This window comes from Burkholderia sp. EMB26, from assembly GCF_024730645.1.
Classification (GTDB): Bacteria; Pseudomonadota; Gammaproteobacteria; order Burkholderiales; family Burkholderiaceae; genus Burkholderia; species Burkholderia cenocepacia.
The window spans coordinates 401059-415920 of record NZ_CP078070.1; the positions used below are offsets into that span (position 1 = coordinate 401059).

General features: G+C 69.4%; 13 protein-coding genes and 1 riboswitch. Of the genes, 9 read left to right on the forward strand and 4 right to left on the reverse strand.

The window, feature by feature from the left end; genetic code table 11:
* Positions 1–46: 46 nt before the first annotated feature.
* The 3 genes from KU887_RS01935 to thpR all read left to right on the forward strand — a co-directional run bounded on the left by KU887_RS01935 (position 47) and on the right by thpR (position 3942).
* Positions 47–1513: a glutamate synthase subunit beta gene (locus KU887_RS01935; RefSeq protein ID WP_060214769.1), complete on the forward strand. Its 1467-nt coding sequence runs from the start codon at positions 47–49 to the stop codon at positions 1511–1513.
* Between the two features lie 375 nt (positions 1514–1888).
* Positions 1889–3379, forward strand: a complete 1491-nt coding sequence (locus tag KU887_RS01940) for a sodium:alanine symporter family protein (protein WP_006490627.1) — start codon at positions 1889–1891, stop codon at positions 3377–3379.
* Positions 3376–3942, forward strand: a complete 567-nt coding sequence (thpR, locus tag KU887_RS01945; RefSeq protein WP_048986853.1) for an RNA 2',3'-cyclic phosphodiesterase — start codon at positions 3376–3378, stop codon at positions 3940–3942. The genes KU887_RS01940 and thpR overlap by 4 nt, the downstream gene beginning before the upstream one ends.
* Positions 3943–3974: 32 nt before the next feature.
* Here the strand turns inward: thpR and KU887_RS01950 are convergent, their stop codons facing one another.
* The 4 genes from KU887_RS01950 to KU887_RS01965 form a co-directional block, all read right to left on the reverse strand.
* Positions 3975–5258: a D-amino acid dehydrogenase gene (locus KU887_RS01950; RefSeq protein WP_006482643.1), complete on the reverse strand. Its 1284-nt coding sequence runs from the start codon at positions 5256–5258 to the stop codon at positions 3975–3977.
* A 25-nt stretch (positions 5259–5283) separates the two neighbouring features.
* Positions 5284–6546 (reverse strand): MFS transporter, encoded by a 1263-nt coding sequence (locus tag KU887_RS01955; protein WP_006482644.1) that lies wholly within the window; start codon positions 6544–6546, stop codon positions 5284–5286.
* 128 nt (positions 6547–6674) lie between these two features.
* Positions 6675–7451, reverse strand: a complete 777-nt coding sequence (locus KU887_RS01960; protein WP_012492303.1) for an SDR family oxidoreductase — start codon at positions 7449–7451, stop codon at positions 6675–6677.
* The gene (locus tag KU887_RS01965; RefSeq protein WP_006488528.1) at positions 7448–9217 is read right to left on the reverse strand and encodes an ABC transporter ATP-binding protein/permease; all 1770 of its coding nucleotides are present in this window, start codon (positions 9215–9217) and stop codon (positions 7448–7450) included. Before KU887_RS01965 ends, KU887_RS01960 begins: the two co-directional genes overlap by 4 nt.
* Before the next feature lie 270 nt (positions 9218–9487).
* A riboswitch (TPP riboswitch) is annotated at positions 9488–9611 on the forward strand.
* A gap of 225 nt (positions 9612–9836) precedes the next feature.
* On the opposite strand from KU887_RS01965, the gene KU887_RS01970 reads away from it, so the two are divergent.
* The 6 genes from KU887_RS01970 (at position 9837) to mlaE (ending at position 14848) form a co-directional block, all read left to right on the forward strand.
* On the forward strand, positions 9837–10973 hold the full coding sequence (locus KU887_RS01970) for an FAD-dependent oxidoreductase (protein ID WP_077055993.1): 1137 nt from the start codon (positions 9837–9839) through the stop codon (positions 10971–10973).
* Positions 10974–11005: 32 nt separating this feature from the next.
* The gene (gene thiS / locus KU887_RS01975; protein WP_006488534.1) at positions 11006–11203 is read left to right on the forward strand and encodes a sulfur carrier protein ThiS; all 198 of its coding nucleotides are present in this window, start codon (positions 11006–11008) and stop codon (positions 11201–11203) included.
* Between the two features lie 38 nt (positions 11204–11241).
* Positions 11242–12057: a thiazole synthase gene (locus KU887_RS01980; RefSeq protein ID WP_006488530.1), complete on the forward strand. Its 816-nt coding sequence runs from the start codon at positions 11242–11244 to the stop codon at positions 12055–12057.
* Positions 12054–13178: a thiamine phosphate synthase gene (gene thiE / locus KU887_RS01985; RefSeq protein ID WP_258253869.1), complete on the forward strand. Its 1125-nt coding sequence runs from the start codon at positions 12054–12056 to the stop codon at positions 13176–13178. The genes KU887_RS01980 and thiE overlap by 4 nt, the downstream gene beginning before the upstream one ends.
* 84 nt (positions 13179–13262) lie before the next feature.
* Positions 13263–14084, forward strand: a complete 822-nt coding sequence (locus tag KU887_RS01990; RefSeq protein ID WP_006477138.1) for an ABC transporter ATP-binding protein — start codon at positions 13263–13265, stop codon at positions 14082–14084.
* Positions 14081–14848, forward strand: a complete 768-nt coding sequence (gene mlaE / locus KU887_RS01995; RefSeq protein ID WP_006486220.1) for a lipid asymmetry maintenance ABC transporter permease subunit MlaE — start codon at positions 14081–14083, stop codon at positions 14846–14848. Before KU887_RS01990 ends, mlaE begins: the two co-directional genes overlap by 4 nt.
* Positions 14849–14862 lie beyond the last annotated feature (14 nt).

Genomic DNA, 14862 nt, shown 5'->3' on the forward strand with positions numbered 1-14862 from the left:
CCGCGCGCGGCTCCCCCACCCGATACACCGAACAGAAGAGCACCTTATGGGCAAGGCAACCGGTTTTCTGGAGTTCGAACGCCGCCACGAGGCGTACGAAGCACCGCTCACGCGCGTGAAGCACTACAAGGAATTCGTCGCGGCGCTGACCGACGCGGACGCGAAGGTCCAGGGCGCGCGCTGCATGGATTGCGGCATCCCGTTCTGCAACAACGGCTGCCCGGTCAACAACATCATCCCGGACTTCAACGATCTCGTTTACCGCCAGGACTGGCAGCAGGCGATCGAAGTCCTGCACTCGACCAACAACTTCCCGGAATTCACGGGCCGCATCTGCCCGGCGCCGTGCGAAGCGGCCTGCACGCTCGGGATCAACAACGATCCGGTCGGCATCAAGTCGATCGAGCACGCGATCATCGACAAGGCCTGGGCGGAAGGCTGGGTGAAGCCGCTGCCGGCCGAACACAAGACGGGCAAGAAGGTCGCGGTCGTCGGTTCGGGCCCCGCGGGCCTCGCTGCCGCGCAGCAGCTCGCGCGTGCGGGCCACGACGTGACGGTGTTCGAGAAGAACGACCGCATCGGCGGCCTGCTGCGTTACGGGATTCCCGACTTCAAGCTCGAGAAGTGGCTGATCGATCGCCGCATGCGCCAGATGGAAGCGGAAGGCGTGACGTTCCGTACCAGCGTGTTCATCGGCAAGGAGCCGCTGCCCGAATCGATCGGCAGCCTCGCGAAGGAAACCATCTCGCCGGACACGCTGAAGGAAGAATTCGACGCGGTCGTGATCGCCGGCGGTTCGGAAACGCCGCGCGACCTGCCGGTACCGGGCCGCGAGCTCGCGGGCGTCCATTTCGCGATGGACTTCCTGCCGCAGCAGAACCGCGTGAACGCGGGCGACAAGCTCGCCGACCAGCTGCTCGCGAAGGGCAAGCACGTGATCGTGATCGGCGGCGGCGATACGGGTTCGGACTGCGTCGGCACGTCGAACCGTCACGGCGCGAAGCAGGTCACGCAGTTCGAGCTGCTGCCGCAGCCGCCGGAAGAGGAAAACAAGCCGCTCGTGTGGCCGTACTGGCCGATCAAGCTGCGTACGTCGTCGTCGCACGAGGAGGGCTGCGAGCGTGACTGGGCGGTCGCGACGAAGCGTCTCGAAGGCAAGAACGGCAAGGTCGAGAAGCTGATCGCGGTGCGTGTCGAGTGGAAGGACGGCAAGATGCAGGAAGTGCCGGGTTCCGAGTTCGAGATGAAGGCCGATCTCGTGCTGCTCGCGATGGGCTTCACGCAGCCGGCCGCGCCGGTGCTCGACGCGTTCGGCGTCGCGAAGGATGCGCGCGGCAATGCACGCGCGACGACCGAAGGCGACCGTTCGTACTACACGTCGGTCGACAAGGTGTTCGCGGCAGGCGACATGCGTCGCGGCCAGTCGCTCGTGGTGTGGGCGATCCGCGAAGGCCGCCAGTGCGCGCGCTCGGTCGATGCGTACCTGATGGGCCATTCGGAACTGCCGCGCTGAGCTGAATCGCGCGAGCGGGTTTCGACCAAAGCCGGGCGTCCGAGAGGGCGCCCGGTTTTTTTATGGCTGCGCGCGGTCGATGTCGTTGCCGCGGCGTCGGCCCGGATGGTCGGGGCGCAAGCATTCGAAGCGCCCTGACGCTCACCGGCGGGTGCCGGGCGAGCGTGAACCGGTCGGCCGGGCCCGCAGCGGCGCCGCATCGTCGCCCCGCATTTTCGCGAAGCGTCGTCTAACCTGATGACATTCGGCCTCGATTTTTCGTCATCTCAATTCCTTTCGTTTTGTAATAATCCTTGAAAACTGTCATATCATGTCGCCCCTCGGGCCGCGTTCGCGGTCGCCGCACATGACTGACCCTATTTACAAGGACTCTGGATGGAAGCATTCGTGCATGGGCTGATCGACGCCGTCAATGGCGTGTTGTGGAACTACGTGCTGATCGCGCTGCTGCTCGGCGCCGGTGCGTGGTTCACGTTGCGGTTCCGGATGATCCAGCTGAAGGCGCTGTTCCTCAGCATGAAGCTGGTCGGCAGCAAGGGCGAACCGGGCAGCATCTCGTCGTTCCAGGCGTTCGCGACCGGGCTCGCGAGCCGCGTCGGCACCGGCAATATCGCCGGCGTCGCGGTCGCGCTGACGGTCGGCGGGCCGGGCGCGATCTTCTGGATGTGGATGACCGCGCTGGTCGGGATGTCGTCCGCGTTCGTCGAGGCTACGCTCGCGCAGATCTTCAAGGTATCGCACCCGGACGGCAGCTATCGCGGCGGCCCCGCGTACTACATCCAGACGGGCCTGCGCTCGCGCGGCTTCGGTGTGCTGTTCTCGCTGTCGCTGATCCTCGCGTTCGGCTTCGTGTTCAACGCGGTACAGGCCAATGCGATTGCCGATGCATTCCATACGTCGTTCGGCTGGCGTCGCGAGACGGTCGGCCTCGGTCTCGTGCTGCTGTCCGCGCCGATCATCTTCGGCGGCATCCGCCGCATCGCGACGGTCGCGCAGGTGATCGTGCCGCTGATGGCGATCGGCTACCTCGCGCTCGCGGTCTACGCGGTCGCGACGCACATCACGCTGGTGCCCGGCGTGATCGCGTTGATCGTGAAGAGCGCGTTCGGCCTCGAGCAGGCGGCCGGCGGCCTGACCGGCTACGCGGTCAGCCAGGCGATCGCGATCGGCGTGAAGCGCGGGCTGTTCTCGAACGAGGCGGGGATGGGCAGCGCGCCGAACGCGGCCGCGACCGCGAGCACGCGCCATCCCGTCACGCAGGGGCTGATCCAGATGCTCGGCGTGTTCGTCGACACGATCGTGATCTGCAGCGCGACCGCATTCGTGATCCTGCTGTCGGGCCAGTACGAACTCGGCACCGGGATGGAGGGCGCGGCGCTCACGCAGCGCGCGATCTCGAGCCACGTCGGTGACTGGGGCGGCATCTACATGGCCGTCGCGATCTTCTTCCTCGCGTTCTCGTCGGTGATCGGCAACTACGCGTATGCGGAAGGCAACGTCGAATTCATCACGAAGCGGCGCGGCGTGCTGCCGCTGTTCCGCATCGCCGTGCTCGGCATGGTGATGTTCGGCAGCGTCGGGCAACTGCCGCTCGTGTGGGCGATGGCCGATACGAGCATGGGCTTGATGGCGATCATCAACCTGATCGCGATCCTCGCGCTCGGCAGGTACGCGCACGCCGCATGGGCCGACTATCGCCGCCAGCGCGCGGCCGGCGTCGCCGATCCGGTGTTCACGCGCAACACGATCCCCGAACTCGCGCGCGTGCTGCCGGCCGACGTGTGGGGCGAGCACGGCCCGCTGCCGCAGCGTCCGCCGTCGGCCGACGCGGTGGCCGAAGTGCGCGTGACGGTGCGCGAGTCATGAACGGCGACCGGCTCCGTGCGTTCGTCGCGCTGATGCCCGATGCGGCATCGCGCGACGCGCTGCACGCGTTGCCGGTCACCCGTGGCGCGCGGCGCCCGCCGCCCGCGCAACTGCACATGACGCTCGCGTTCATCGGCGCAATCGAGCGGGAACGGTGCGACGCGCTGGCCGCGCACCTGCCGGCGCTCGCGGCCGCGCATGCGTTGCCGCCGATGCCGGTCGAGCGGATCGCGTGGTGGCCGAGCCTGCCGCGCGCGAGGCTGATCGTCGCGGAACTCGCGGTCGATGCTGCGTGCGTCGCGTTGAATGCGGGACTGGCCGCGCTGCTGCGCGAACTCGGCGTGCCGGCCGACCGCCGGCCGTTCCGGCCGCACGTGACGCTCGCGCGGTTGCCGCACGATGCGGTCGGCCAGCCCGCGCACGGCGGCGCGCCGGGGCGGCCCGTCGACGTGCGTGTCGAAGCGCTGACGCTGTTCGAAAGCCGGCTGTCGCATGAAGGCGTGTCGCACCGGCCGATCGTGTCGGTGCCGATCGCGCGTGCGGACGACAGCGTCGGCGCGTAGGGCGCGTCCGCAAGCCTGTCCCTGGCGCGGCCCTAGCGGTCGTAGCGCGCGAGCGTCAGGCCCGCCAGATCGATCTCCGGCGCGCGCCCGGTGACGAGATCCGCGACCACCTTTCCCGAACCCATCGACATGGCCCAGCCCGTCGAGCCGTGGCCGACGTTGAGCCAGAGGCCGTCGATGCCGCTCGCGCCGAGCAGTGGCGGTCCGTCGGGCGTCATCGGCCGGCGGCCGACCCAGAAACGCGCCGACGCGCGATCGGCCGCATGCGGGAACCAGTCGTCGAGCACCTTCATCAGCGTGTCGAGCGCCTGCTGCCGCAGCGCCGCGTGGCGGTTGCCGAGCTCCGCGGTGCCGGCGACGCGCAGCGTCGGGCCGAAGCGCGTGATCGCCGTCTTCAGCGATTCGTCCATCAGCGCGGCGCATGGGGCCTTTTCATCGTCGACGACCGCGAGCGTGGCCGAGTAGCCCTTCACCGGATACAGCGGCACGTCGATGCCGAGCGGTCGCAGCAGGCCCGCGCTGTCGACGCCGAGTGCGACGACGATCGCATCGGCGGCGAGCAGCGCATCGCGTCGGGCGGCGGCGCCCGCGTCGAGCGAGTCGATCCGCACGCCGCGCACCTCACCGCCCGCGACATCGAGCGCTCGAATCGCGGTGCGAAACCGGAACGTCACGCCGTTCGCTTCGCACCGCGCCCGCAGTTCTCGCGTGAAGCGTGCGCAGTCGCCCGCTTCGTCGTCGGGCAGGTAGATGCCGCCGACGGGCGCCTGCCGCGCCCAGCGCAGGCCTGGCTCGATCGCGGTGCAGCCGGCCGCGTCGAGTTCGCGAAACGCGATGCCGGCATCGCGCAGCACCTTCAGCGCGGGCTGCACCATCTCGACGTCGAACGCGCTGCGCAGCAGTTGCAGGTAGCCGCGGCTCGCGCCGTAGTCGAACGGATAACGGTCGCGAAACGCATGCAGGCACGCGCGGCTGTAATACGCGATGCGCTGCATCCGCTGCTTGTTCACGCGGAACCGCTCGAATTCGCATTCGCGCAGCCAGCGCGCGATCCAGCGCCACTGCGCGGCGTCGAGCGTCGGCCGGAAGATCAGCGGCGACGCAGGCTTGAACAGGTACTTGAGGATCTTGCCGGGCATCCCGGGCGCGGCCCACGGCGTCACGTAGCCGGGCGCGATCACGCCCGCGTTGCCGAGGCTCGTCGCTTGCGCGACGTCGGCCTCGCGTTCGATCACGGTGACGTCGCAGCCTGCTTCGCGCAGGTGCCAGGCGGTGGTGACGCCGATCACGCCGGCGCCGAGAACGATCACGTGCATGCGGTGTCCGGAACGGGGCGGTGGCTCACGACGCGATGGCCGGATCGTCGGCGAGCGACTTGCCGCGCGTTTCCGGCAGCACGAGCGCCGCGACGATCACGAGCAGGTAGCCGCCGCCCGCGACGAGGCCGATCGCCTTCACGAGCGACATCGATTGCGACAGCGCGCCGACGAGGATCGGGAAGAACGAGCCGAGCCCGCGGCCGAGGTTGTAGCAGAAGCCCTGGCCCGAGCCGCGGATCGCGCCCGGATACAGCTCCGACAGATACGCGCCGACGCCCGCGAAGATGCCCTGCACGACGATGCCGAGCGGAAAGCCGAGCAGCAGCATCGCGGTATCGGTGATCGGCAGCATCGTGTACGCCATGCCGAGCGAGAACGAGCCGACCGCGAACAGGATGAACGACGCACGGCGGCCGAGCCGGTCAGAGAGCATCGCGCCGACCACGTAGCCGACGAACGAACCGACGATCAGCACGACCAGATAGCCGCTCGTGTTGAACACCGACAGATGGCGCACGGTTTTCAGATAGGTGGGCAGCCACGTCGTGATCGCGTAGTAGCCGCCGAGCATGCCGGTGCACAGCGCGCTGCCGAACAGCGTCGCGCGCAGGTGCGGCGGCGAGAAGATCTCGAGGAAGTGGCCCGACACGCGGCCTTCGTCGCGCGCGCGGCGGGTGGCCGTATAGATGTCGGGATCGCTGACGTTGCGGCGGATGTACAGGATCCACAGGGCGGGCACGATGCCGATCCAGAAGCACGCGCGCCACGCGATCTGCTCGGGCAGCAGCGCGAAGAACGCCCAGTAAAGGATCGCGGCCGCGCCCCAGCCGAACGACCAGCTGCTCTGCACGGTGCCGACGGCCTTCGCGCGATGCTCGGGCGAGCGGATCGTCTCGGCCATCATGATCGTCACGACCGACCATTCGCCGCCGAAGCCGAAACCCTGCAGCGTGCGCGTCGCGAGCAACTGCCAGAACGAATGCGTGAAGCCGGACAGGCACGTGAACAGCGCGAACGTCGCGATCGTCCACTGCAGCATGCGCACGCGGCCGTAGCGGTCGGCGAGGATGCCGGCGACCCAGCCGCCGATCGCCGACGAGATCAGCGAACTGGTCGCGATCATCCCGGCCTCGCTCTTCGTCATGCCCCAGGTGGCGATCAGCGTCGGAATCAGGAACGAATAGATCATGAAGTCGAACGCGTCGACCGCATAGCCGCCGAATCCGGCGTACAGCGTCCGGCGCTCGCGCGTCGACAATTCGTTGAACCACTGGAATGCCTGCATGCTTGTCGCCCCCTCTCGTCTTGTCTCGTCCCGCGCTGCCGCGTCGCGGTTATTTTACGGGCGCGCTCGCGCACGCCAAAAAGGCGGATGCAGGTTCGTGCGGAACGGCAGGCAGACGGGGCGACGCATCAGAGCGTCAGGCCGCCGTCGACGTGGATGACCTGGCCGGTGATCTGTCGCGCCGCGTCCGACAGCAGGAACGCGATCAGCGCGGCGACGTCGTCGGGTTCGGCGATCCGGCCGAGCGGCGTCGCCTGTTCGGCCTGCGCCCAGGCCGCGGCGTTGCCGGCGCTCGGGCCGTGGTCCTTGCGCGTGAAGCCCGGCGCGACCGCATTGACGGTGATGCCGCGCGCGGCGAATTCGGCGGCGGCGGTACGCACCAGCGATTCGAGCGCGGCTTTCGCGGCGGCGGTCGCCGCGAACGGCGCATCGGCGCGGTAGCGGTGCGCGACGAACGAACTGACCGCGACGATCCGCGGCGCGATCGATGCTTCGAGCAGCGGCCGCGCGCGGCCCGCGAGCGCGGAGAACGCACCGGGCATCGCCGCGAACGCGGACGCGAGCGCATCCGCCGAGAGTTCGGAAAAGGATTGCCGCGCGGCGAAGCCGGCGTTCGCGACGAGCTGGTCGAGCCCGCCGAAGCGGGTGGCGACGGCATCGACGAGCGTGGCAGCCACGCCGGGCTCAGCGAGATCGCCGGTCAACGTCACGCATTCCGCGCCGGCCGCCGTGCACGCCTGGGCGACTGCTGCGAGCCGCGCGCGTGCCGCATCGTCCGCGCCGCGCGCATGCAGCGCCAGCGCGACGCCGGGCGCCGCGAGCCGCCGCGCGAGCGCCGCGCCGATCCCCGACCCCGCGCCGGTGATCAGCGCGATCCGGGCGACGTGCGCGGCGCGTGCGTTCACGCGGCGACCTTGTCGTCGCTGCTCACGCGCTCGACGTTGATCGTGCCGACGTGGAACGCGGCCAGCGATTCGCGGTGCGCGATGCTGACGATCGCGGCCTTCGGCAGCCGTTCGGCGAACAGGTGATAGAGGCGGGCTTCGTTGTCGGCGTCGAGCGCGCTGGTCGCCTCGTCGAGGAACAGGAAGTCGGGCTTGTGCAGCAGCACGCGCGCGCCGGCCAGACGCTGCTGTTCGCCCGGCGACAGCACGCGGGTCCAGTGCGCGGTTTCGTCGAGGCGCTCGACGTAATCCTCGAGACGGCACGCGCGCAGCGCATCGCGGCATGCTTCATCGCTGAACGTGTCGGGCGTCGCCGGGTAGGTGAGCGCGGCCTTCAGCGTGCCGATCGGCAAATAGCTGGTTTGCGGCACGAACATCATCCGCGCACCGACCGGCGCGTCGATCGCGCCGTCGCCGAACGGCCACAGCCCCGCGAGCGCGCGCATGAACGTGCTCTTGCCGGAACCGGACTTGCCGACCACGAGCCAGCGCGAGCCGGGCTCGATCGTGACGTCGCCGATGTTCGCGAGCGCGTTGCCGTTCGGCAGCGCGAGCTTGAGCGACGACGTGGACAGCTTCGCGGCGTCGATGTAGTGCAGGTTGATGCCGCCGTGCTCGGTCGCGGGCGACAGGCTTTCCTTCAGGTGCGACGTGCCCATCACGCGCTTGAATTCGCGCAGACGGTTGACGGTGGCGCGCCATTCGACGAGGGTCGAGTAGCTGTTGATGAACCACGAGAACGAATCGCTGACGGTGCCGAACGCGGACGAGATCTGCATCAGCACGCCGAACGAGAACGCACCGGCAAAGTAGCGCGGCGCGGCGACGACGAGCGGGAAGATGATCGCGATCTGCCCGTAGAAGCTCAGCACGAACGTGAGCCGCTTCGTGTACTTCATCACGCGCCACCAGTTGTCGCGGATGCGCATGAAGAGGCTCTGCGCGTTGCCGGCCTCGGTCTTCTCGCCGTCGTAGAACGCGATCTGCTCGGCGTTCTCGCGCACGCGGATCAGCCCGAAGCGGAAATCGGCCTCGACGCGCTGCTGCTGGTAGTTGATCGACACGAGCGGATGACCGACCTTCTGGATGATCAGCGAGCCGATCACCGCGTACAGCGCGGCCGCCCACACCATGTAGCCGGGAATCGCGATCGGCGTCGCGCCGAGCGTGAACGTCAGCGCGCCGGCGAGCGACCACAGGATCGTGATGAACGACACGAGCGTGACGACCGTCGACAGCAGGTCGAGCGACAGCGCGAGCGTCGTGGTCGCGAACGACTGGAGGTCGTCGGTGATCCGCTGGTCGGGGTTGTCGGCGAGGCGGTCACGCTCGATCCGGTAGAACGCGCGATCGCCGAGCCACTGGCCGAGAAAGCGGTCGGTGAGCCACTGGCGCCAGCGGAAGCCGAGCATCTGGCGCAGGTAGCGGCCGTAGACGGCGAGGATGATGAAGCCGAACGCGAGCGCGGAGAACTGCATCAGCAGGTTCGGGAAGTCGTGGACGTCCTTCGACTGCAGCGCGTTGTAGAACTGCGCGTTCCACTTGTTCAGCTTGACGTTGATCCAGACCACGCAGAGGTTGATCGCGATGATCGTGACCAGCAACCCCCACGCGATTTTCCATTCGGACGATACCCAGTAGGGCTTGATGAGGCTCCATGCGGATACCGGGCGCTCGTCCTGCGGCGCGTCGGAGGCGGAGCGGACGGGATCGATCGATTGGGTCATGTGCTTCCTGATGATGAGCCGGCGCGCGGGCCGGGCGAAACCGGGCGCGCGCCGCGATACGGCATGCCGGGGCGCGGCGCCGACGGACGGCGGGCGTCCGGATGGTCGCCCGTGCGTCTTAAACGGCACTTAAAAACCGGCGGTGACGCGGCAACCGGCCGCTCGCGCGGCCGGCCTGCGGGCATTGTGCCAGAGCGGCGCGGCGCGCCGGCGAATTTGCCGCAAGGGGGACAGTTTGCGGCGCTTTCCGCTTTTATGGTCTAATGGCCGACGACGAAACAGGGGTGCTTCGTGGCGCGGCCGGCAGATGTTCCGGGCAGCGCGGCGAGGCTGAGAAAGACCCTTCGCACCCGATCCGGGTAATACCGGCGAGGGAAGTTTCTGATCCCGCCGGGCCGCGCTGGCCGCCATCCCACATGGTCAGCGCCCGAGTCCCGCCCGGCCGGCCTTTGCTGCCGGTTTCGTCCTTTTGGGTACGCGCATTGCGCGTTACGGAAGGAATGATGACCGCACAATCTTCAGTCTTTTGCATGGCTCCCGGCCCGATGTCGCGTGCGTTCGCATGCGGTGGCGCGTGCACGTCGACGCTCGTCGCGCGTGACCGCGCGGAGGGCGCGCGATGAACGTCCGGGATGCACGACCCGATTTCGCGGTACTCGGCGGCGGCCTCGCCGGCCGCCTGATCGCGTGGCGGCTCGCGGGTGACGGGCATCGCGTCGCGCTCTACGAGCGCGGCGGGCCGGACGGCGAGCAGTCGGCCGCGTGGATCGCGGCCGCGATGCTCGCGCCGCTCGCGGAAGCGGCGAGCGCGGAGCTGCTGATCACCGAGCTCGGCGCCGCGTCGCTCGCGCGCTGGCCGCAGTGGCTCGCGGAACTGCCCGAACCCGTCTTCTTCCAGCATCGCGGCACGCTCGTCGTCTGGCATCACGCGGACCGCGCGGAGGCGCCGCTGTTCGAGCGGCGCGTGCGCGCGAACGCGCCGGCCGAGTTGTTCGACGGCGGTTTCGTGACGCTGGCCGGTGCGCAGGTCGACGCGGCCGAACCCGCGCTCGCGGGCCGCTTCGCGCGCGGGCTGATGCTGCCGCGCGAAGGCCAGCTCGACAACCGCCAGGCGCTGCGCGCGCTCGCCGCGGGCCTCGCCGAACGCGGCGTCGCGCTGCACTGGCACGCGGCGGTCGACGACGCGAACCTGCCCGCCGCGCATGTCACGATCGATTGTCGCGGGCTCGGCGCGAAACCCGCGCTGCCTGCGTTGCGCGGCATCCGCGGCGAAGTCGCGCGCGTGCGCGCGCCCGGCATCGGGCTCACGCGGCCCGTGCGGCTGCTGCATCCGCGCTACCCGCTGTACATCGCACCGAAGCAGGACGATCTCTATGTGATCGGCGCGACCGAGGTGGAGGGCGAGGACATGTCGCCCGTGAGCGTGCGTTCCGCGCTCGAACTGCTGAGCGCGGCGTTCTCCGTGCATCCGGCGTTCGGCGAGGCGCGCATCCTCGAACTCAACGCGCAGTGCCGGCCGACGCTGCCCGATCATCGTCCGGCGGTGATCTGGGACGGCGCGTCGACGCTCGCCGTCAACGGCCTGTACCGGCACGGCTTCATGATCGCGCCGGAAGTCGCGCAGGCGGCCGTCGCGTGCGCGCAGGCCGCGCTCGGCGGCACGCTCGGCGATCCCGACGCATTTGCCGCATGGCGCGCCACCGCGCGCTGGCCGACGCTTCTCCATCACCGCAACGACGCGCACCAGCCGGCCTGACGCGCGCCGCCGACCGAATTCGACCCAGCCTCATGGATATCCAGATCAATCAACAGACCCTGACGTTGCCCGACGGCGCGACGGTGGCCGACGCGCTCGCCGCGTACGGCGCGCGTCCGCCGTACGCGGTGGCGCTGAACGGCAATTTCGTCGCGCGTACGCAGCATGCGGCGCGCGCGCTCGCGGCGGGCGACCGGCTCGACGTCGTGCACCCCGTCGCGGGCGGCTGAGCGCCGCCGGTTCGTCCCCGCTCTTCCAGGAAAACGACATGACGTCCCCCACCTCCGCCGACACGCTGACGCTGTACGGCGAAACCTTCGCAAGCCGCGTGCTGCTCGGCACGTCGCGCTATCCGTCGCTGCAGTCGCTGTCCGATTCGATCGCCGCGTCGCGCCCCGGGATGGTGACGGTCGCGCTGCGCCGCCAGATGACGGGCGGCACGGCCGAAGCCGGCTTCTTCGACCTGCTCAAGCGCCACGCGGTGCCGCTGCTGCCGAACACGGCCGGCTGCCAGACCGTCGCCGAAGCCGTGACCACCGCGCACATGGCGCGCGAGGTCTTCGGCACCGACTGGATCAAGCTCGAGCTGATCGGCGACGACTACACGCTGCAGCCCGACCCGGTCGGGCTGATCGATGCCGCCGCGCAACTGGTCAAGGACGGGTTCAAGGTGCTGCCGTACTGCACCGAGGATCTCGTGATCGGCCGGCGCCTGCTCGACGTCGGCTGTGAGGCGCTAATGCCGTGGGGCGCGCCGATCGGCACCGGCAAGGGCGTCGTGAATCCGTACGGCCTGCGCGTGCTGCGCGAACGGCTGCCGGACGTGCCGCTGATCGTCGACGCGGGGCTCGGCGTGCCGTCGCACGCGTGCCAGGTGATGGAGTGGGGTTTCGACGGCGTGCTGCTGAATACGGCCGTGTCGCAGGCGACGCACCCGGAGATCATGGCGCGCGCGTTTGCGCAGGGCGTCGAGGCCGGCCGTGCCGCGTATCTCGCCGGCCCGATGGATGCGCGCGAAACCGCGCACGCGAGCACGCCGGTCGTCGGGATGCCGTTCTGGCACCAGGACGGAGGCGGCGCATGAGCGCGCGCTTCGCCGATGCGTTCTGGCCGCCGGCCGACGAGCTGGCCGAAGCGGCCGAGCGGATTCGCGCGCGGCTCGGCGACTGGCCGGACGGCGCGGCGCCGTGGCGGCTCTGCGTGGCGGCGCCCGACGTGCCGGCCGATGGCGACGTGCTGATCGTGTCGGCCGGCGATCGCGCCGCGCAGGCGCGTGCGTCGGCCGTGTCGCGGCCAGCGTCGCCCGATGCGGTGGCGATCGAATTCGACGAGCGCAGCGCCGTGCTGCATGCGGCGGGCGTGCGCTACGCGCTGGACGCCGCGCATCCGCTCGCGGACGACTGGATCGCGGCGCTTGCCGCATTCCTCGATTGCGGCTTCGCACCGGTCGACGCGCTGGTTCTCGCGCTGGCGTGGCGCGACGGCGACGAGACGCACGCCGCCGACGCATGGCCGGTCGATGCCGAGCGATTCCCGCGCGTCGCCGGGCTGCCGCCCGCGCCGGAGCCGGCGTTCCCGCCGTGCCCCGCGCAACTCGGCCTCTATCCGGTCGTGCCGAGCGCCGAATGGGTCGAACGCGTGCTCGATGGCGGCGCGCGAACCGTGCAATTGCGCGTGAAAGATGCGACGCCGGACGCACTCCGTCAAGAAATCGCGCGCGCGGTCGCGGCCGGGCGCCGCTATCCCGATGCGCGCGTGTTCATCAACGATCACTGGCAGATCGCCGCAGAAGAGGGGGCGTACGGGGTACATCTCGGTCAGGAGGACCTCGAAACGGCCGATCTGGCCGCGATCGCGCGCGCGGGCCTGCGGCTCGGACTGTCGAGCCACGGTTATTACGAGATGTTGCGGGCGCTGCACGAACGGCCGAGCTACCTCGCGCTCGGCCCCGTGTACGCGACCGCGACCAAGGCCGTCGCCGCGCCGCCGCAGGGTTTGGCGCGGATTGCCCGCTACGCGCGCTTCGCCGGCGCGCGGGCGCCGCTGGTCGCGATCGGCGGGGTGGGGCTCGACCCGCTGCCGGCCGTGCTGGCGACGGGCGTCGGCAGCGTCGCGGTGGTCAGCGCGGTCACGGGCGCGGCCGACTATCGGACGGCGCTTATTGCACTGCAGCAGTGCTTTGCCGGACAATTTGACAATCGTTGACCGGAGGGCCCGGAACGGCGTCACGACATCATTCCAATGCAGGCCCTATAATTCGGCGTTCTGCGTAAAAGGACTGTCAGCTCCGTGAGCCCCACTCCTACCGAGACCCTGCTGGAACTTCGCGACGTCGACTTTGGCTACGGCGACCGCCTCGTCCTGTCCAACCTGAACCTGCGCTTCGGGCGCGGGCAGGTCGTCGCGGTCATGGGCGGCTCGGGTTGCGGCAAGACCACCGTGCTGCGCCTGATCGGCGGCCTCGTGCGCGCACGCCGCGGCCAGGTGCTGTTCGACGGCGCCGATGTCGGCGCGCAAACGCGCGACGGGCTGTATGCGTTGCGCCGCAAGATGGGCATGCTGTTCCAGTTCGGCGCGTTGTTTACCGACATGTCGGTGTTCGAGAACGTCGCGTTCGCGCTGCGCGAACATACCGATCTGCCCGAAGACCTGATCCGCGACCTCGTGCTGATGAAGCTCAACGCGGTCGGGCTGCGCGGCGCGCGCGACCTGATGCCGTCCGAGGTGTCGGGCGGGATGGCGCGCCGCATCGCGCTGGCACGCGCGATCGCGCTCGATCCGCAGCTCATCATGTACGACGAGCCGTTCGCGGGCCTCGATCCGATCTCGCTCGGCATCACCGCGAACCTGATCCGCACGCTGAACCAGGCGCTCGGCGCGACGTCGATCCTCGTCACGCACGACGTGCCGGAATCGTTCGCGATCGCCGATTACGTGTATTTTCTGGCCAATGGCGGCGTACTCGCGCAGGGTACGCCCGACGAGCTGCGCGCGTCGACCGATCCGAGCGTGCGGCAATTCATCGACGGCGCGCCGGACGGCCCGTTCAAATTTCATTACACGAGCCCGCCGCTCGCGGCGGATTTCGGGCTCGGCGGAGGGCGCGCATGATCAGCGCGATCGGACGTTACGTCATCGGCGGCCTCGAGCGTGCGGGCTACGGCACGCGCCTGTTCGTGCGCCTCGTGCTGGAATTCTTCCCGCTGCTGCGCCGGCCGCGGCTGGTCACGAAGCAGATCCACTTCCTCGGCAACTATTCGTTCGTGATCATCGCCGTGTCGGGGCTGTTCGTCGGCTTCGTGCTCGGGCTGCAGGGCTATTACACGCTGAACCGCTACGGTTCCGAGCAGGCGCTCGGCCTGCTGGTCGCGCTGTCGCTCGTGCGCGAGCTCGGGCCGGTCGTCACCGCGCTGCTGTTCGCGGGCCGCGCGGGCACGTCGCTCACGGCCGAGATCGGCCTGATGAAGGCCGGCGAGCAGCTCACCGCGCTCGAGATGATGGCGGTCGACCCGATCAAGAACGTGATCGCGCCGCGCATGTGGGCGGGCATCATCGCGATGCCGCTGCTGGCCGCGATCTTCAACGCGGTCGGCGTGCTCGGCGGTTATTTCGTCGGCGTCGTGCTGATCGGCGTCGATCCGGGCGCGTTCTGGTCGCAGATGCAGGGCGGGGTCCAGGTCTGGGCCGACGTCGGCAACGGCGTGATCAAGAGCATCGTGTTCGGCTTCGCCGTGACCTTCATTGCGCTGTACCAGGGGTATGAAGCGAAGCCCACGCCCGAGGGCGTGTCGCGCGCGACCACCAAGACGGTCGTGTTCGCGTCGCTCGCCGTACTCGGCCTCGATTTCCTGCTGACCGCGCTGATGTTCAGCTAAGCCTCAGCCAAGCC

Bases quoted from the DNA above. Each gene is read 5' to 3' on its own strand.
- KU887_RS01935 (WP_060214769.1), top strand. From the start codon at position 47: ATGGGCAAGGCAACCGGTTTTCTGGAGTTCGAACGCCGCCACGAGGCG.
- KU887_RS01940 (WP_006490627.1), top strand. From the start codon at position 1,889: ATGGAAGCATTCGTGCATGGGCTGATCGACGCCGTCAATGGCGTGTTG.
- thpR (WP_048986853.1), top strand. From the start codon at position 3,376: ATGAACGGCGACCGGCTCCGTGCGTTCGTCGCGCTGATGCCCGATGCG.
- KU887_RS01950 (WP_006482643.1), bottom strand. From the start codon at position 5,258: ATGCACGTGATCGTTCTCGGCGCCGGCGTGATCGGCGTCACCACCGCC.
- KU887_RS01955 (WP_006482644.1), bottom strand. From the start codon at position 6,546: ATGCAGGCATTCCAGTGGTTCAACGAATTGTCGACGCGCGAGCGCCGG.
- KU887_RS01965 (WP_006488528.1), bottom strand. From the start codon at position 9,217: ATGACCCAATCGATCGATCCCGTCCGCTCCGCCTCCGACGCGCCGCAG.
- KU887_RS01970 (WP_077055993.1), top strand. From the start codon at position 9,837: ATGAACGTCCGGGATGCACGACCCGATTTCGCGGTACTCGGCGGCGGC.
- thiS (WP_006488534.1), top strand. From the start codon at position 11,006: ATGGATATCCAGATCAATCAACAGACCCTGACGTTGCCCGACGGCGCG.
- KU887_RS01980 (WP_006488530.1), top strand. From the start codon at position 11,242: ATGACGTCCCCCACCTCCGCCGACACGCTGACGCTGTACGGCGAAACC.
- thiE (WP_258253869.1), top strand. From the start codon at position 12,054: ATGAGCGCGCGCTTCGCCGATGCGTTCTGGCCGCCGGCCGACGAGCTG.
- mlaE (WP_006486220.1), top strand. From the start codon at position 14,081: ATGATCAGCGCGATCGGACGTTACGTCATCGGCGGCCTCGAGCGTGCG.